Origin of the sequence: Pedobacter sp. MR22-3, from assembly GCF_026240075.1 — a bacterium.
Lineage (GTDB): Bacteria > Bacteroidota > Bacteroidia > Sphingobacteriales > Sphingobacteriaceae > Pedobacter.
This window is the reverse complement of the sequence record NZ_JAPIVF010000001.1, coordinates 91,995-109,721: the sequence shown is the minus strand read 5'-3', so window position 1 is coordinate 109,721 and position 17,727 is coordinate 91,995. Positions and strand designations below refer to the sequence as shown.

The following is a 17,727-nucleotide window of genomic DNA, read 5'->3' as shown; positions in this document are numbered from 1 at the left end:
GGTTCAACTGAATTCAAATATAGTGATATTGTATTCTTTAAACGAAAAGGGGTAAATAAAATTATGATAGCTTTTGATAGGTTCTCCACCATAAATCGGGCATTTCTCCGTTTACTGCAGTTTGGTAATCATCATAGCGGCATGGCACTAAATGATAGCGTTCATTTTTAGATTGGCCCGATGGATAGGGTACCTGCATCCACCAGCGGTCGGATTTTTTGCTCTTCACAAACATCATTTCACCCGAGCCATCTTTCAGGCTGGTTCTGTAAATCATGAATTGTGATTTTGGGGTAAGCGGAAAATCTTTTTTGCGGGCATAAAATCCATCTACAAAATACCAAACCATCTGCGCCAGTAAAAAGGCCGTCTGTCCGTTATTGTCGTAGGCCGGATTAAATTCATAAAAGCCAATAGAGGTGAGCTTATCGTTCATGCCTGCATAACGCGAAATCCGGCAGGCTTCCTCACCATCAAAGCCATTTGGCGTGGCGTTCGCATTGGCTGCCGCATCGGCAGAGCGTATGGCACCCAAATCAAAACTGATCATGTTCGCATTGCGGATAATCGGTTCAGTTAAAGTAATGTCCTGGGCAAATTCACCTAAACGGTGTACATCGAAATATAATTTGTCCATCACACTTAGGCTTTCCTGATTAACAAAGTAAGTTTGATAACCTATATTGCTGTAGTTAAATAAAAAGTTAGGCTGATGTAGAAAAATCTTATTGAGATAGCAATCAGAGCGGGTTTCAATGCCCTCACTTTCATCATCACCAATGTCGAATTGATTATCAATCACCACCAGGTCTACCTTTTGCTCCAGGTCTTCGTAACCTAAATATTGCGCATAGGTTAAATCCTGCCCGCCACCAATAATAACAGGAATAATATCCTTTTTGATCAACTCGGAAACGACCATTTTAATGGCAATATAGGTGTCGGCGATGGTTGCACCATGTTTAATGTTGCCCAAATCAACTATTTTGCTGGCAAATGCACCTTCGTTTAATTTGTAGAATTTCTCCCTGAAATAATCAGGTGCCAGGGCACAACCTTCATTGTCTACTGCCCCTCTTCCATCAAGCACACCAATAATGGCTAAATCATAGGTCTGTGCTTCAACATCAGGAAAGGTAGTGGTGTAAACATGTGCTTTTAATCCCAGCTGGCTGGTAAAAAAACCTTGTTTGGGGGTGAAACTATCGGGGTTTACCGGGGAAAAGAAATCCGTTAACGACATATATTTAAAACTCTCGCCCCAAATATCTATTTTTGAATGCGTATTTCCACATATAGCTCAAAAAAAATAAAATGATACTGGTAACCGGAGGAACAGGATTTTTAGGCGCCGAATTAATCAAACAGTTAACCCATCAGGGGTTGGCTGTTCGTGCTTTGAGAAGAGAAAAGTCTAAAATTCCTGATTCACTAAAAGAAAATGTAAGGGTTGAATGGTTTACAGCAGATATCAATGAGCCATCTACCCTTGAGGAGGCATTTTCAGGTATTACCCAGGTTTACCACTGCGCTGCATTTGTATCACTTAATTCGAAACATAAAAAGCAACTCTTTCATGTTAATATAGATGGTACTTCAAATGTGGTCAATCTTTGTATGGAGAATAAGTGCCGGCTGTTGCACGTCAGCTCCGTTGCAGCTTTAGGTATTGCCAAAAAGGGAAAGCAGATTGCTGAACAGGATTTCTGGGCATATGATTCCAAAACACATGCTTACGGGCTTTCCAAATATGAAAGTGAAATGGAGGTGTGGCGGGGCATTAACGAAGGACTTGATGCTGTAATCGTCAATCCTTCTGTAATTATGGGGAAAAATGCAGGTTTCGAAGGCAGCGGCGCTATCTTTAAACTGGTAAAGGAGGGGTTTCCTTTTTATACCAATGGTGCATCAGGTTTTGTAGATGTAGAAGATGTAGCGCAATCGATGATCTTGTTAATGGCTGCTGAAGTTTCCGGCGAACGTTTCATTATCTCTTCTGGCAATATGCATTACCAGGAATTATTTACGCAGATTGCACAGGGTTTTGGCGTAAAGCCTCCTGCTAAGGAAGCTAAGCCATGGATGCTTGGCCTGGCCTGGAGAGCGCTCCGTCTGGTATCCGTATTTACCAGGCAGGAACCATCTATTACCAAAGATACCGCCAGCAGCAGCATAACATTAAGTTATTATGATAATCATAAAGTGGTGCAGCAAACCGGCATACATTTCAAACCTGTAAACCAGATCATCACTGAAATTACCCAATCTTTAAAATAATGCCTAAACAGAAAGCATACTACATTATCGATTTTGACAGCACTTTTACCCAGGTAGAAGCATTAGATGAACTCGCCAGGATCTCTTTAAAGAACCACCCGGATAAAGAGGCTATTTTCCAAAAAATAGAAGATTATACTAATTTTGCTATGGAAGGAAAACTGTCGTTTTCAGAAAGCCTGGCACAACGCGTAAAGCTTTTGGAAGCCAATGAAGAGCACCTTAAATTGCTGATCAAACACCTGAAGAAAAAAGTATCTACGTCTTTTTCCCGCAATGCCGAATTTTTTAAAAAGCATGCTGATGATGTACTAATCGTTTCTGGTGGTTTTAAAGAGTTCATCACGCCGGTGGTAAGTCAGTACCATATCAAAAAGGAAAATATTTATGCCAATACCTTTGTAACTACAGGTGACGGAAAAATTATTGACTACGATCATGCCAACCCTTTAAGTGAAGAAGGAGGGAAGGTAAAGTTGTTGCAGCATCTGAAATTAGAAGGTATGTTGTTTGGCATTGGCGATGGCTACTCCGATTTTCAATTGCGGGAAAGCGGGCTGATTAATAAATTCTTTGCCTTTACTGAGAATATCGCCCGTGAAAGTATCGTGGCAAAAGCGGATCATGTAACACCAAGTTTCGACGAGTTTTTATATGTTAACGATTTGCCCCGTGCAATTTCTTATCCAAAAAACAGAATCCTTTGCCTGGTTATCGGGGATGTTGATCCGGCAACCATTACCATCTTAAAGAATGACGGACTTTCTATCCGGCAGAAAACATCTTTTGAAGAAAAGTATGTGAAAGATGTGGGGATGATGATCCTGGCAAATGGCGAAAGGCTGACTAAAGAACAGTTGAGGGACGCTGTTAAACTCAAAACTATTGGATATTTAGGCAGTGCGAAAAACAAGATAGATTTTGATGTTTGTACCAGGCAGGGTATTGTGGTATTTGATGATCCTAAAAATAATCCACGCAATATCGATTTTATCCCTAAACGGGTGGCAGATTTCATGAACACCGGGGCAACTTATCTCAGTAGCAATTTTCCTAATTTACAGTTGCCGAAAATTGATAAATCCCATCGTTTAATCCATATCCATAAAAATGTTCCCGGGATTATGGCGCAGATCAATACGGTTTTCGCAAAACACGATATTAATATTGTCGGACAGTTTTTAATGACCAATCCGGAAATCGGATATGCCATTACCGATATCAATGCCCAATATGATAAACAATTATTTAAATCGCTTAAGAAAATTGAACATACTATAAAATTCAGGGTGTTGTATTAGGGTAGTTTCATGTTTTGCTAATTATGGCTTAAGAAAGAATTTGTCAAAGCTGAAACTAAAAATCGTCATTGCGAGGAGGAACGAAGAAGCAATCTTTTCTTCTGAATAGATTGCTTCACACCATCGCTAAGCCGTTGCCCTTCGCATGTTGATGAGGCTTTACAGGTATTTTATCCTAAAAACTGATGCTTCTTAATGGGAAATCTTTGAAAACAGCCAATGGCTTGTGATTTATAAATTCCCGCATGCCCGGAAAAGAAATATGCAGTAATGCAGGCAAAGACAATATAAACCGCAGATTGCAAGCCGAATAATTCTGCGCCCATGAAAATACAGGCCAGCGGTGTATTGGCCGCGCCGGAAAATACAGCAACGAAGCCCATTCCCGCTAATAATCCAACAGGTAATGGCATAAAAAGGCTTAAAAAACTTCCTAATGTAGCTCCGATAAAAAACAGCGGCGTAACTTCACCTCCCTTAAAACCACAGCCTAACGTTAAAGCCGTTAAAAAAAGTTTAATGGCAAAGGTATAATATGGCTCCTGTTGGGTAAATGATTCTGAAATTACAGGAATACCGAGCCCTGTATATCTGGTATTTCCGATCAGGAAAATAATCACTACCAATAAAGCACCTCCAATAAATGGCCTAAGAGGCGGATATTTTATTTTACCAAATAATTGGGATACCATATGGTTAAGCGTAGAAAAACTTCGGGCTACTAATCCAAAAATTATTCCTGATCCAAGTGATATCATCACATTTGTGAAATTCATTTCAGGCACTGATGTCATTAAATAATGCGTATGGCCCACACCCCAGGCTTTACAGGCATAGTTGGCAATGATTGCCGTAATAAAAGACGGTAAAATAGCCCGATACATTAAACCACCCAATACAAATACTTCCAGTCCGAAAATTGCTCCCGCCAATGGCGTTCCAAAAACAGATGCAAAGCCTGCACTGATGCCACATATGAGAATGATTTTTCGGTCGCCCGTTTTTAGTTTGAACAGCCTTGTCAGCTGATCGGCAAAGGCTCCGCCTATTTGTACTGCCGTTCCCTCTCTTCCGGCTGAACCTCCGAACAAGTGGGTCACAATGGTTCCGGCAAAAATCAGCGGAGCCATAATTAATGGAATAACTTTTTTCGGGCTTTGGAGTTCCTCTATCAGAAGGTTGTTCCCTTTAACCACTTCTTTTCCCCAGTGATGATACGTGAAGCCAATAAGTAAACCGGCTAAAGGTAAGAAGGCAATTATCCATAAGTGCTGTTCACGGAAATTTGTCGCCCAATTCAATGTTTCTAAAAACAATGCTGATGCAGATCCTGCCGTTATACCGATAACTGCAGAAAAAAATATCCATCTGGCAATATCCAGGAACATTAAATTAAAATCTTGCTTTATGAAACGATTGACGGACAGCAGAAATCCATCTATTAAATTTTTAACAGGCATTTGAATTCAATTTTATTAAATCGTAGGAGTCATCAGCCTGTCTGGGCGGTTTTGGCGGTACCCCATCGCCTTAAGCTCAAAAGTATAAAATTTGCTCATTTCTACAAAAATCTTTATCACCTTTGTAGTAATAAACCAAAATAATGGAATTTACACCAGAAATTAAAGATAAACTGCATCAGCTTCAGGAAAAATATACTGCAATGGGCCAGGACATGGCTTCCTACCTGGACGGATTGCTTTATGCTGATTTCCTCACCTACTGGGATTATATCCATCTGGATACTTTGTTGAGTTTACAAAACCCAAAGACGCCAATTCCTGATGAAGAAATCTTTATCATGTATCATCAGATTACGGAGCTTTATTTTAAACTTTCCCTGCATGAATGCAGACAAATAGCCGAGCATGAACATTTAACCGTAGATTTTTTTACTGCGCGGGTAAAAAGAATAAATGCTTATTTTAATGCCTTAACCACTTCTTTTGAAGTGATGGTAGATGGCATGGAGAAGGAGCAGTTCCTGAAGTTCCGGATGTCGCTTTTGCCTGCGAGTGGTTTCCAGTCGGGGCAATACAGAATGATTGAAATTTGCGCCACAGATTTTATTCGCCTGGTAGATAAAAGTAAACGGGAGGAGTTGAGTAGCGCCACCATTGAAGCGCAGTTTGAACATATTTACTGGAAATTCGGCGCAACAGAACTGGCATCCGGAAAACAGACCCTCACATTGAAACAATTTATCAAAAAATATGCAGCACAGTTTTTACAGCTGGCTAAAGATCGGTCATTGACTAATTTCTCTGCCTTATTTCAACAGCTGCAAGCCAGCGGTGCCGATGTTTCTGCACTGGCAGCAGAATTGCGCAAACTTGATTTGTATGTCAATGTAGAATGGCCGCTGTCGCATTATAAATCTGCTGTTCGTTACCTGGAAAAAGACCCGGTTGATGTGGCGGCAACTGGAGGAACCAACTGGCAGAAATATTTGCCTCCGCGTTTTCAAAAAAGAATCTTTTATCCCTTCTTATGGACAGACGAACAAATGGAAGAGTGGGGTAAAGGTTGGGTGCTTAGTGTACTTAAAACACTCAAAAACAAAGATTAATATTTTGAAAAGCTATTAAAAAAGCCCGTTTTTTCTTAATTTGCGCAAAATAAATAATGATTGCGTTAGAGAATGCCTGAATGATTGAATTTGCCTGTTGCAAACCGTCATTCATTCAAAAATCAATCATTTAAAATTCAACAATAATTGAATTATTGGTTGATGGAATGATGGAACCTGCACGATCCAATCATTCACTCATTCAAAATTCATGCATTCAAAATTCAATAATATGACCGAGACCTTAGATATAAAAATCACCAAGACGGATCAAACACGTTTGAGCGTTACCGATTTTTCCCAATTACCGTTCGGTAAGGTTTTTACCGATCACATGTTTACAGCCGATTATGAAGATGGCGAATGGAAAAATTTACAAATTCTTCCATATGGACCAATTCCGATGAGCCCTGCAATTTCTGCGCTTCATTACGGCCAGGCCATTTTTGAAGGTTTAAAAGCTTATCGACAGCCGGATGGAAAAATCAGTGTTTTTCGTGCTGATAAAAATTTCGAACGTTTTAATAAATCTGCCGCTAGAATGTCTATGGCAACCATCCCTGAAGAGATTTTTATGCAGGGCCTGGCTGCGTTAATTGCCGTTGACGAAAAATGGGTGCCGGATCAGGAAGATTATGCGCTATATATTCGTCCGGTAATGTTCGCCACAGATCCTTATTTGGGCGTAAGGGCATCTGATTCTTATAAATTTGCTTTATTAACCACCCCAACTGGACCATACTACAGTTCTGCGCTGAAAGTTAAAATTGAAAATGAATTTACCCGTGCAGATGAAGGCGGAGTTGGTTTCGCAAAAACTGCCGGAAATTATGCCCGTTCTTTATATCCATTCGAACAGGCGCGTAAAGAAGGTTTTGATCAATTAATCTGGACGGATTCTATTGCACATGAATATATTGAAGAAGCCGGAACAGCGAACTTAATGTTTGTAATGGATGGTAAACTGGTTACACCATCGGTAAGAAGCACGGTTTTAGACGGCGTTACCCGCGATACCATCATTAAACTGGCTAAAGCAGCGGGGATTGAGGTAGAAGAACGCAGGGTTTCAGTTCAGGAAGTGATTGAAGGTATTCAGAACGGGAGTTTAACAGAAGCCTTTGCTGCAGGAACTGCGGCTACGGTAACACATGTAGGACAGATCGGTTATAAAGGAGAAATCTACCAGTTAACTGATCCATCAACCAGATCGGTTTCAAATGGCATTGCTAAACAGTTGAATGATATCCGTTATGGTTTGGCACCTGATAAATTTGGTTGGAACTGGGTTTTATAATTCCATTCATCACCAGGAAAATAATCCCGAAGCAGCATCTGTACCGGGATTATTTTTTGCGCCTTCCAGCTTCAATTATTTATCCAAAATGACTACACCTTTCGCTTCGAAAGCCAGTTCCTTTTTAGGATCAGTAATTTTCGCTACTTCTTCGGGCGATTTTTTAGCATCTTCAGCATAGTGCCGTAAAGTTTCTACAGAGATGGTTTGTTTTTTGGCTAAACCATCCAACACTACATTCTTACCTATAATATCCATTGGCATAAAAAAAGCATAGTCTTTAAATGTCACACGCATGGGTTCACCATTAGGCATTTCCAAAGTCATCCAGCAGCCTTTTTTCTTGCACACATCAACCACTTTGCCCTGAATCTTCATGTCTGCTGTAGTTTTATTTCCCATTGCAGCCTCCATTTTGGCAGCAGGTTTAACGTTACCCATTGTTACTTCAGCTCCAAATTTCTGGCCTGTATATGCTGTTTGTGAAAAGCCGGTAAGAGCGAAAAGGCAAAAACCCAGGCCTAAAATAATTTTTTTCATTGGGAATATTTTTAAAGTTTGACGCGGTTATTTATCTGATTTAAAGTTATCTAAAATTTAGTGGAATTGTATAAATAAAAAAATCCCCGTTAGGTATGGCTAACGGGGAAAATCATCCCTAGTGTTATCAATCACATCCCATGATGAACAACAAAACAACTCAGGCAAAGGTTAAACCAGAACCATAAAAATAATTTATATATTTTTTAAATAATTGATTATTAATGTTTTATTTATTCCTTAAAGGAGTTTATGGATTTTTAAAAATTAAAATCTGGGGAATTTGATGATCAAAATGTGGAAAATTCGTTGCATAAATTCCACTATCGTATACCTATTACTTAACCGAAAATCATCCCGAAAACTTCTTCAATTTTACTTACGGCTTTAATTTCCAGGTGATATTTAGCAATGTCAATTCCTTTCAGGTTATATTTTGAAATGTAAATGGTTTCGAAACCCAGTTTATCAGCTTCGGCAATACGTTGTTCAATCCGGTTTACTGCCCTGATTTCTCCTGATAAGCCAACTTCAGCGGCAAAACAATTCTTGGATGAAATGGAAATATCCTGATGGGAGGAGATAATCGCAATCAGCACAGCCAGATCAATTGCAGGGTCTTCCACCCGGATGCCACCTGCAATATTTAAAAAAACATCCTGGGTACTTAACCTGAAGCCGCAACGTTTTTCCAGTACGGCTAAAAGCATGTTCATTCGTTTGGTATCAAAGCCGGTAGCCGATCGTTGTGGCGTACCATAAGCAGCCGCACTTACCAATGCCTGTGTTTCAATTAACATCGGACGTGCACCTTCCAGCATAGCTGATATCGCAATGCCACTTAATTCTTCATCGCGCTGCGAGAGGAGTATTTCAGAAGGATTAGATACTTCCCTTAAGCCACTTCCCTGCATTTCATATATTCCCAGCTCAGCTGCGGCCCCGAAACGGTTTTTAATCGACCTCAGGATCCGGTAAACATGATGCCTGTCGCCTTCAAACTGTAAAACAGTGTCTACCATGTGTTCCAGGATTTTCGGTCCGGCAATGGCGCCGTCCTTGGTAATATGGCCGATCAGAAAAACCGGTACACCGGTTTCTTTCGCAAAACGAAGTAACTCTGCAGTACATTCCCTTACCTGTGACACACTTCCCGGAGTAGAATCAATATGAGCTGAATGTAAGGTTTGAATAGAATCTACCACCAGTATCTCTGGTTGCAATATTTCGATTTGTTTAAAGATATTTTGGGTGGATGTTTCAGTCAGGATATAGCAGTCTGCAGACGGACTTTCTTTAATCCGCTCTGCCCGCATTTTTATTTGCTGTTCACTTTCCTCACCAGAAATATAAAGAAGCTTTTTACCCTTTAAATTTAGGGCCAGTTGTAGCATGAGGGTAGATTTACCAATGCCCGGTTCGCCCCCAATCAGCACCAGTGATCCTTCTACCAAACCACCACCTAAAACACGGTCAAGTTCTTTATCGCCGGTTAAGATCCTTCTTTCTACGGATGACTGTATCTCATCAACCTTACTGGGTTTGCTTAATTTTCTCGAACTGGTTTCGGTTTTCCAGGCGGGTACAGATGTGGTGCTTTTCTCTATAATTTCTTCAACAAATGTATTCCATTGCCCACATGAAGGACATTTTCCTAACCACTTTGCTGATTCATAACCACAACTCTGACAGAAATATGCTGTTTTAGTTTTTGCCAATTGCTTTCAATTTTAGAATACGAATTTAACCTTTAGTGCGTGATTGTGCTTTTATTTTTATAAACATTTCCGGGCAGGAATAATTGATTGTTGCGGATGAGAATATTTAAATTTATGGAGCAAATGTAAGCTTCCATCTTAAAGGCAAACTTTCCTGTCACCTCATGGGTTGTAAATGAAAGTTACATTTTGCAAAATTTGTATCTTTGTACATATTACATGGGAAAACAGAAATTTTATGATACTGCGATCAAGCAGGAGCGGGCCATATTGGTTGGTGTAATTACGCCGGGCGAAAAGGAAGAACAAACAAAAGAATATTTAGATGAATTAGCTTTTCTGGTTGAAACAGCTGGCGGTAAAGTGGAAAAGAATTTTACCCAAAAGATGTTGAAGCCGGAGCGTGCCACTTTTGTCGGTACCGGAAAGCTGGAAGAAATCAAGGCATATGTAAAATCGGAGGAGATTGATACCGTGGTTTTTGATGATGAATTATCCCCATCTCAACTGCGTAATATTGATCGTGAACTTGGGGTAAAAGTTTTGGATCGCAGTAACCTGATCCTGGATATTTTTGCCGGGAGAGCACAAACTGCCCAGGCTAAAACCCAGGTAGAGTTAGCACAACTGCAATATGTTTTACCCCGGTTAACGGGTATGTGGACCCACCTTGAACGCCAGAAAGGTGGTATCGGGATGCGCGGACCAGGTGAAACACAGATAGAGAGTGATAGAAGGATTATCCTTAATAAAATCTCTTTACTAAAAGAGCGTTTAAGATTAATTGACAAACAGAACGAAACACAGCGCAAAAACCGTGGTCAGCTCATTCGTGTGGCTTTAGTGGGGTATACCAATGTGGGTAAATCAACCATCATGAATATGCTGTCAAAATCTGAGGTTTTTGCTGAAAACAAACTTTTTGCCACGCTGGATACGACCGTAAGAAAGGTGGTGATTGAAAATTTACCCTTTCTGTTGTCTGATACCGTTGGGTTTATCCGCAAACTGCCCCATCATCTGGTCGAGTGTTTTAAATCTACGCTGGATGAAGTGCGTGAAGCAGATATCCTGATTCATGTGGTAGATGTTTCACATCCGAATTTTGAAGATCAGATTCATATTGTGAATGAAACCTTGAAGGATATCGGTGCAATTGATAAAGATATGATACTGGTGTTCAATAAAATTGATGCTTATGTATCGCCGGAAACTGAAGGAGATGATGACGATGGCAAATTAAGTCTTCACGATTTCAAAAAAAGCTGGATGAGCCATGGCAAGGCCCCTGTACTGTTTATTTCAGCAACGGAAAAAGAGAACATAGAAGAGTTTAAAAATTTATTATACGATAAAGTTAAGGCTGCACATACCGCCAGATACCCGTATGATAATTTACTTTATTAATAATAAAAGATATGGAAAGTAAACGTCAGCAAAAATTTGCAGGAGTACTACAGGAAGAATTGGCACAGGTTTTTCAACGTGAGGGTGGAGCATTTTTGCCAAACACATTGGTAACCATCACCCGTGTGCGGGTATCGCCGGATTTAGCTGTAGCGAAAGTGTATCTGAGCTTTTTTAATACCAGCAACACCACATTATCCATTAATACCGTTAATTCACATGCCGGCGAGATCCGGTATAAACTGGGTGCACGGATTCGCCACCAGGTAAGGGTGGTGCCGGAACTTACTTTTTTTGTGGATGATACCAATGAGTACGTGGAACGCATGGATCACCTGTTTGAGAAAATAGCAAAGGAACCAAGACAACCAGACGAGGAAGCTGAATAATTCAAGCTGAATTAGGGTATTGTACCTCGAAAAAGATTTATGCCCGCATGGTAAACCTACCTGCGGGTATTTTTTTACAGCCTGAAGATGGGAGCCAATAGTTTAAGTTTCCTGTTGAAAAAATGCTTGCCAGAACCCAACACGTATCACCATACCTATTAACATGAAAATGAAAACATTTGAGCAGGTTATTCATGCAAATGCAGCACATATTCAAAGTATAATTGATTTTAATGCAGATACCGATCAGCTCTTGTTCTTGGATTTTACAGCGAATAATGTTGAACTTACCAATGAAACATTAGCAGATACAGAGATGTTCTCCAGATGGGTAGATCAGCAACTTGTAAAGCATCAGGCCCGTTATGGCATTGGAGGTTATAATGAGCACCGGACCATTTATGCCCGCAGTGCTCATTTCGATACCGAAGAAGAACCACGAAGATTGCATTTGGGTGTCGATATCTGGGCCCCTGCCGGAACAGCAATTTGCAATTTTTATGAGGCAAGGGTACATAGTTTCGCCAACAATAATCACTTTGGAGATTATGGTGCAACCATTGTACTTGCTTATGAAATGGCTGGTTATACATTTCATGCGTTGTATGGGCATTTAAGTCTGGAATCCTTGAACGGCCTGAAGGAAGGAGATTTTATTGCTGCAGGAAGCAAATTTGCCACATTAGGCGTAAAGGAAGAAAACGGGAACTGGCCACCACATTTACACTTTCAGATGATTCGGGATATGGGGAAGTGGAAAGGTGATTATCCCGGTGTATGCCGGTTTAGTGAAAGGGAAGAATACCTGGAAAATTGCCCTGATCCGAATATCATACTGGCGCTCCACCTGCATCATATGGGATCTGATTAATGCATGCTGAAACGCAGCAGTTATTTTTTACGTAAATTAGAAAATATGAAAGTGCTCACAACCATTTGCTTTGTTTTTTTTAGTGTATTTGTTTCCGCACAGGTTCAGTTCGAAGCTGGAAAGGGCAACTTTGCTGATTTTTTAAGAGAACATACCATTTACCCGGCCTTCTCCAAGGCAAATTGCATACAGGGTACAGTTAGCATCAGCTTTAAATTAGATCAGCAAGGTAAAATATACTCTTCCAAAGTTACTAAGGGTATTCTTACAGATCTGGATGAAGAAGCCCTGAGGCTGGTACGCCTGAGTAGTGGCAAATGGAAGGTGCCTTCCGGTTATGATACCACAACAGCGGTAATTATTCCGGTAAACTTCCGGCTGGAAGGCTATCAATGTGAAGGGAAATCTAAATCAGATATGGCTGCTGCAATCAGGGCCTATCAATCAGAAGAAGCATTAACCAATTCGGTGATTAATTTCTATAAAAATATAGATCAGGCGAAACCCGGGCAGGAAGTCCAGTTTATTGCCATTAAAAAACAGTTGGGGATTGATGATGATTACCTGAATTCGAGAATAGAAACGGGACTGAAAAAAATTAAGCAGGGTGATCGTCAGGGGGCTTGCGAGGATTTCTTTTTTGTTAAGAATATGGGGAGCAATATGGCGGATGCTTACCTGGCTAAATATTGTAAATAAATGAAAAATACTGTCCGATTTTTCGCCTTTCTCGATCTTCTTAGCATTTTTTTACTGGCCAAACAATTTTGGGGAATGATTACACACCTCAATCAAATTCCCGATCAGCTGGTTTCCCAGGTTAAAGTGTGGCTTACTTTGTTTTTATTTGTGCTGCTTTTTGTTTCTGCAATAGGGTTATTCCTATCTCGCAAATTTGGGTTTATCGCTTACTATGTGCAGTTTCCCTTTCGGTTAATCGTGTGGGTTTTTTCAATAGGTTTCATTACCTTTTTGCCTGAATTATTTAGCTTAAGTAATGCCTGGTTTAACGCTCTTTTTAAAGTATGCTTTATTGCAGAGTTCTTTAGGTTATATTATACTGTTCAAATTCATAAACGGTATTTTTAAAATCATTGTCCTCATGGCTTAAATTTCTAATCATCGTTTCCTGCGGATGACAGGGATTAGCAGATCTGGATGCTGAAAAAATTCTTTAGTTTTAAACACAAATAAAAACATAAGTATAGATAAGGTTGCGCTAAACGCTGCATATCTCTGTTATTCATTATTTTCAATAGTTCAGGTTATAAAATTACGGTTACGGAGGCAGGTAAAATTTTAGCAGTAACTTCGTTTACTTTACCTATGTATTCTCCATCTACCTGAAAATGGGCTTTGTGTTTGGAAGATATTTTCACCCGTGAGGTTTGAAAAACTTCTATTTTTTTCGGATTAAAAGGAAGTTTGGTCAGCCAGATTTTTAAGATTTCCAGGTAGGAATAATCTTTCACCACCACAATTTCAAACAATTCATCATCAAGTTTCCCGTCAGGGTTTATTTTCAGGCCTGTACCATACATGGTTGCATTGGCAATAGCCACCATAGCTGCAGCAGATTTAATGGTTGCTCCTTTAATATTGAGTTCAATCTGCATACGTTTGTGGTTCCACAAGGCATGCCAGGTCGCTTTGGCATAACCCCACATGCCACGTTCGGGCATCGTATCAAATTTCTTTACCAGGTAGGCATTAAAACCAAGGTCTGATAAGTGAATGCAAAGCTCATCGTTTAGTTTAATAGCATGAATTTGATGCGGTTTGCCGCTGACAACCAGATCAAGTGCCAATTCAATATCTGTCGGAATACCCAATTCCTTTGCCATTCCATTTGCAGATCCGGCAGGGATAATGCCTATTGGAATGCCGGTGTTCAGCAGGCATTCTGCAACAAGTTTCAGGGTTCCGTCTCCACCAACGGCCACCACCCGGTCTGCTTTTTCCTGATTGATTTTTTCCTTTATATTTTTAAGCGAGCAATCTTTAGGAAGCTCAAATAGTTCGGTTGTGATGTCTTTTGAAGAAAAATGTGCAGAAATTACATCCTTTAAATTGAGATCGTGACTACCGGAGCCCGGATTTATAACAAATAGTAATTTCATGTGCTTAACCTAATGGCTTACAACAACAAACAACTTTTATGAAACTCTGTTTTAATATCAATGAATAAATCTGTTAGTGTAAAAGTTTATCATGGTTACGGGCACAAACATAACCTTGTTGTTTATGGTCATGTATTTAAACGTAAGGCAAAAAGTAAACAGGTTTACAGCAACAACATTTTGGTCAATGTTATCCACCTGTTAAAGCTTTTTATTTTGAAGCCCTATCCTTTGGTTGAGGTCAGGCTTCAGTTTTTCGGACAAACCGTATATCAGAAAACTGAACACGATGGTTTCTTTAAATTTGAATGGGCGGCTGATGAAGATGTTCAGGCAGGCTGGCATCATGTAAAAGTAGCGGCTGTTGATAAGGACGGAAATGTATTGAATACTGGTGAAGGCAAAGTTTACGTACCGCATATTACGCAATACGCCTTTATTTCTGATGTGGATGATACGGTGATGATTTCGCATTCTGCAACCATTGGGAGAAGGCTGCGTGAACTTTCTATTAAAAATCCACATACCCGGAAAACCTTCCCGGATGCGGCAAGCCATTACCGGCAACTGGCCTTATCGCATACGGATAAAAATCAGCCTAATCCCTTTTTTTATGTCAGCAGCAGTGAATGGAACCTGTATGATTACCTAATTGAAACCTTTCGTTTTAACAAACTTCCGGATGGGGCATTTCTGCTGAATACCTTAAAGAAGTGGAGCGATTTGCTTAAAACCGGTAAAACCGGACACGAAGGGAAGTTACTGCGGGTGATGCGCATTCTGGATGCTTTTCCAAACCAGAAATTCATTTTTTTTGGTGATAATTCTCAGCATGATCCTATTATCTATACGCAGATTGTAGAAAGATACCCACAGAATATTGAGGCCGTTTACATCCGCAACATCAGGCCTGAAAAAGAAGATGAAACACAATTACTGATGCAACGAATCGAAACGCATAACGTTCGCACCTGCCTGTTTAAAGATAGTAATGAGGCCATCAAACATTCAAATGCTATTGGTTTAATTCAGTAAACCTGGATTCTTAAATTTTATGCGATTGATTTTCCAAAAGGTGTAAAAGCCAGGTTCATTAATTTAAAGTGTTGTCTGCCAAAGGGAATGCCTATAATGGTGATGCAAAATAAAATTCCGAAGAACAGATGTGTTAAGGCAATCCAAAACCCGCCACACACTAACCAGAGTATATTCATAATCGTTGATAAGCAGCCGGTATTTGAAGATGTATCAGTGATTTTAACCCCAAAAGGGGCAAGGCCAACAATTGCAAATTTAAAGCATTGAATGCCAAAGGGAATGCCCACAATGGTCAGGCAAAGAATTAAACCGCCTATAATATATTCGAAGAAAATAAAAATCCCGCCAAAAATAACCCAGATAATATTGCCTAAAAAGTTCATTTTATTTTTTAGTTTAAGATAGCTTTTAGTTGTAAATGTTACAATTGTTAATTGATTCTTCTCTTTTCAAAAAATGTTTTTTCTTAATTTACAAGCACACACAAAAGAAACAGGTTATGAAAAAATTATTAATTTTAGCCACACTCATGGCTGGCTTTGCATCGGTCGATGTTAAAGCACAAATTGTAAATGGCATTCGGTTGACAGATATCAAAGCTGACTATATCCAGGTCAGGGCAGATGAAAGGGTTTTAGCGCGAACCTTTTTTATCACCATTGAATATGGACAACTAACAAACGATTGGGAGAATACTGTATTAAAGGATGACGACGGAAAGAAAATACAATTTAATTCTGCGTTAGACTTTATTAACAAGGCGAAATCCTATGGCTATGAGCTTTTCCAGGTTTTTACCGAAGGTGAAAAAAGGGATGTGGTATATCTGTTAAAGCGAAAATAGATACCGATAAATTGCAGGAAGGTTGTTCTTTTTCGCTGCACTTGTAGGTCAATCACATCAGGATAGAAACGCCGGCAATTTTTTCTATTGCCGGCGTTGTAATGAATGGCAGTACTCTTCACAGCCAAAACCCGGGTGTTTGAAATTATATGAAGTCCAGTGTGTTGAATTTTTTATTTAAGATTTCACCATTGTTTACATCCAGCCATTTATCTAGTATGGTGCCGTAAACCTGGCGGAAATCGAGTTGGTATTTCAAATCACCGCTATCCAAATCGCTTAAGTTTGGCGCATCATTAAAGATGCCTTGTTTTTTAAGCCGGCCACCAAATACGAACATATTATTCGCCGTACCATGATCTGTCCCGCTGCTTGCATTTTGTTCCACGCGGCGGCCAAATTCTGAAAAAGTGATAACCAGTGTATCTTCCAGCTTATTATTGGTTTTAAGATCTTTTATAAAAGCAGCCATGCCTTCGCTGTATTGTTTTAATAAATTGCCTTGCTGGCCGATTTGATTCACATGGGTATCAAAACCGCTGAGCGATACATAATAAACCCTGGTTTTTAATCCCGAAGAAATGAATTTGGATACCGTTTTCAGCTGGTTGGCGAAGCCGCTGGAAGGATAGGTGAATTTAGATTGGTAGATCTTTGAAGTATTCTGGATGTAGCTGGCTGATGATTGCGTTTCAATCATGGTTTTATACAAATAACCTAAATTATCTTCATCCAAATGTTCCTGGTCATTTTGCAATACCGCCTTAAAAAAAGGGTTATTCGTGTTGTTGAATAGTGATGCAGGATCTTTCAGGGCAATGCCTTTTTTAGTTTGTCCTTTCATGGCCAGTGATAATGAATCATCTACTTCAATGGCTGTATAAGGGAATTTGCAGGTCTGGCAGTTGCTGTCGAGGTAGCGGCCAATCCAGCCGGTTGACAGGAACTGATGGCTGTCGCTACCCGTTTGCCAGATATCCATAGAGCGGAAGTGCGAACGATCCGGATTGGGATAGCCGACATCATTGATGATGGTCATCCAGCCCTGGTCATAAATCTCTTGTAAAGCTGCCATGTTAGGATTTAGTCCCTGCATATTGTTAAGTTTGATGACTTCCTGTGGTTTAATGGCAATACTTTTTCTTTTCTGATAATAAATGTCATTTCCAAAAGGCACTACGGTATTTAAGCCATCGTTCCCGCCGGATAGTTGTACCACCACCAGGTTTTTATAAAGGCTCAGTTCATCAAGTGCTAAAGCCTCAAAAGGTTTCATAAATGCGGGTACAAATAGGGAACCTGCGGCAACAAAACCTGTGTTTCTTAAAAAATTTCTTCTGTTCATGTCCTTATGAT

Annotated in this window: 17 protein-coding genes and 1 riboswitch; of the genes, 10 read left to right on the top strand and 7 right to left on the bottom strand. The window is 39.9% G+C overall.

The features are described 5' to 3' along the window. Nucleotides 1-61 precede the first annotated feature (61 nt). A complete protein-coding gene (locus OQ267_RS00475) occupies nucleotides 62-1,243 on the bottom strand; it encodes a formimidoylglutamase (protein ID WP_265834503.1) in 1,182 nt (393 codons plus the stop codon). A 71-nt stretch (nucleotides 1,244-1,314) separates the two neighbouring features. Here OQ267_RS00475 and OQ267_RS00470 point away from each other — a divergent pair, with 71 nt between their 5' ends. Next, nucleotides 1,315-2,277, top strand: a complete 963-nt coding sequence (locus OQ267_RS00470) for an NAD-dependent epimerase/dehydratase family protein (protein ID WP_265834502.1) — start codon at nucleotides 1,315-1,317, stop codon at nucleotides 2,275-2,277. Next, a complete protein-coding gene (locus OQ267_RS00465; protein ID WP_265834501.1) occupies nucleotides 2,277-3,578 on the top strand; it encodes an HAD-IB family phosphatase in 1,302 nt (433 codons plus the stop codon). The genes OQ267_RS00470 and OQ267_RS00465 overlap by 1 nt, the downstream gene beginning before the upstream one ends. 170 nt (nucleotides 3,579-3,748) lie before the next feature. Here the strand turns inward: OQ267_RS00465 and OQ267_RS00460 are convergent, their stop codons facing one another. Then, the gene (locus OQ267_RS00460; protein WP_265834500.1) at nucleotides 3,749-5,038 is read right to left on the bottom strand and encodes a voltage-gated chloride channel family protein; all 1,290 of its coding nucleotides are present in this window, start codon (nucleotides 5,036-5,038) and stop codon (nucleotides 3,749-3,751) included. A 16-nt stretch (nucleotides 5,039-5,054) separates the two neighbouring features. After that, a riboswitch (Fluoride riboswitch) is annotated at nucleotides 5,055-5,117 on the bottom strand. 64 nt (nucleotides 5,118-5,181) lie between these two features. Here OQ267_RS00460 and OQ267_RS00455 point away from each other — a divergent pair. Together OQ267_RS00455 and OQ267_RS00450 are read left to right on the top strand one after the other, a co-directional pair. After that, complete coding sequence (locus tag OQ267_RS00455) at nucleotides 5,182-6,147, top strand: tryptophan 2,3-dioxygenase family protein (RefSeq protein ID WP_088299614.1); 966 nt, start codon at nucleotides 5,182-5,184, stop codon at nucleotides 6,145-6,147. A 232-nt stretch (nucleotides 6,148-6,379) separates the two neighbouring features. Next, complete coding sequence (locus OQ267_RS00450; protein WP_265819136.1) at nucleotides 6,380-7,444, top strand: branched-chain amino acid aminotransferase; 1,065 nt, start codon at nucleotides 6,380-6,382, stop codon at nucleotides 7,442-7,444. 75 nt (nucleotides 7,445-7,519) lie between these two features. Here the strand turns inward: OQ267_RS00450 and OQ267_RS00445 are convergent, their stop codons facing one another. Both OQ267_RS00445 and radA read right to left on the bottom strand, forming a co-directional pair. Then, nucleotides 7,520-7,984, bottom strand: coding sequence for a DUF4920 domain-containing protein (locus OQ267_RS00445; protein WP_265819135.1), 465 nt, complete (start codon nucleotides 7,982-7,984; stop codon nucleotides 7,520-7,522). A gap of 341 nt (nucleotides 7,985-8,325) precedes the next feature. Then, nucleotides 8,326-9,702, bottom strand: coding sequence for a DNA repair protein RadA (gene radA, locus OQ267_RS00440; RefSeq protein ID WP_088299612.1), 1,377 nt, complete (start codon nucleotides 9,700-9,702; stop codon nucleotides 8,326-8,328). A gap of 219 nt (nucleotides 9,703-9,921) precedes the next feature. On the opposite strand from radA, the gene hflX reads away from it, so the two are divergent. The 4 genes from hflX (at nucleotide 9,922) to OQ267_RS00420 (ending at nucleotide 13,068) form a co-directional block, all read left to right on the top strand. After that, a complete protein-coding gene (gene hflX / locus OQ267_RS00435; RefSeq protein WP_088299611.1) occupies nucleotides 9,922-11,109 on the top strand; it encodes a GTPase HflX in 1,188 nt (395 codons plus the stop codon). A gap of 11 nt (nucleotides 11,110-11,120) precedes the next feature. After that, on the top strand, nucleotides 11,121-11,498 hold the full coding sequence (gene rbfA, locus OQ267_RS00430; protein WP_088299610.1) for a 30S ribosome-binding factor RbfA: 378 nt from the start codon (nucleotides 11,121-11,123) through the stop codon (nucleotides 11,496-11,498). Between the two features lie 163 nt (nucleotides 11,499-11,661). Then, nucleotides 11,662-12,369, top strand: a complete 708-nt coding sequence (locus tag OQ267_RS00425) for a peptidoglycan DD-metalloendopeptidase family protein (protein ID WP_265834499.1) — start codon at nucleotides 11,662-11,664, stop codon at nucleotides 12,367-12,369. A gap of 45 nt (nucleotides 12,370-12,414) precedes the next feature. Then, nucleotides 12,415-13,068 carry an energy transducer TonB gene (locus OQ267_RS00420; protein ID WP_265834498.1) on the top strand — a complete coding sequence of 218 codons (654 nt, stop codon included), beginning with the start codon at nucleotides 12,415-12,417 and terminating at the stop codon, nucleotides 13,066-13,068. A 566-nt stretch (nucleotides 13,069-13,634) separates the two neighbouring features. Here the strand turns inward: OQ267_RS00420 and OQ267_RS00415 are convergent. After that, nucleotides 13,635-14,489 (bottom strand): diacylglycerol/lipid kinase family protein, encoded by an 855-nt coding sequence (locus OQ267_RS00415; protein ID WP_265834497.1) that lies wholly within the window; start codon nucleotides 14,487-14,489, stop codon nucleotides 13,635-13,637. A 60-nt stretch (nucleotides 14,490-14,549) separates the two neighbouring features. Between OQ267_RS00415 and OQ267_RS00410 the strand changes: the two genes are divergently transcribed. After that, nucleotides 14,550-15,524, top strand: a complete 975-nt coding sequence (locus OQ267_RS00410; RefSeq protein WP_265834495.1) for an App1 family protein — start codon at nucleotides 14,550-14,552, stop codon at nucleotides 15,522-15,524. A 17-nt stretch (nucleotides 15,525-15,541) separates the two neighbouring features. On the opposite strand, the gene OQ267_RS00405 is transcribed toward OQ267_RS00410, so the two are convergent. Then, nucleotides 15,542-15,910, bottom strand: coding sequence for a YccF domain-containing protein (locus OQ267_RS00405; protein ID WP_265834494.1), 369 nt, complete (start codon nucleotides 15,908-15,910; stop codon nucleotides 15,542-15,544). A gap of 116 nt (nucleotides 15,911-16,026) precedes the next feature. Here OQ267_RS00405 and OQ267_RS00400 point away from each other — a divergent pair, with 116 nt between their 5' ends. After that, on the top strand, nucleotides 16,027-16,371 hold the full coding sequence (locus OQ267_RS00400) for a hypothetical protein (RefSeq protein ID WP_265834493.1): 345 nt from the start codon (nucleotides 16,027-16,029) through the stop codon (nucleotides 16,369-16,371). A gap of 145 nt (nucleotides 16,372-16,516) precedes the next feature. Here OQ267_RS00400 and OQ267_RS00395 read toward each other — a convergent pair whose 3' ends face one another. Next, nucleotides 16,517-17,716, bottom strand: a complete 1,200-nt coding sequence (locus tag OQ267_RS00395; protein WP_265834492.1) for a DUF1501 domain-containing protein — start codon at nucleotides 17,714-17,716, stop codon at nucleotides 16,517-16,519. Nucleotides 17,717-17,727: the final 11 nt, after the last annotated feature.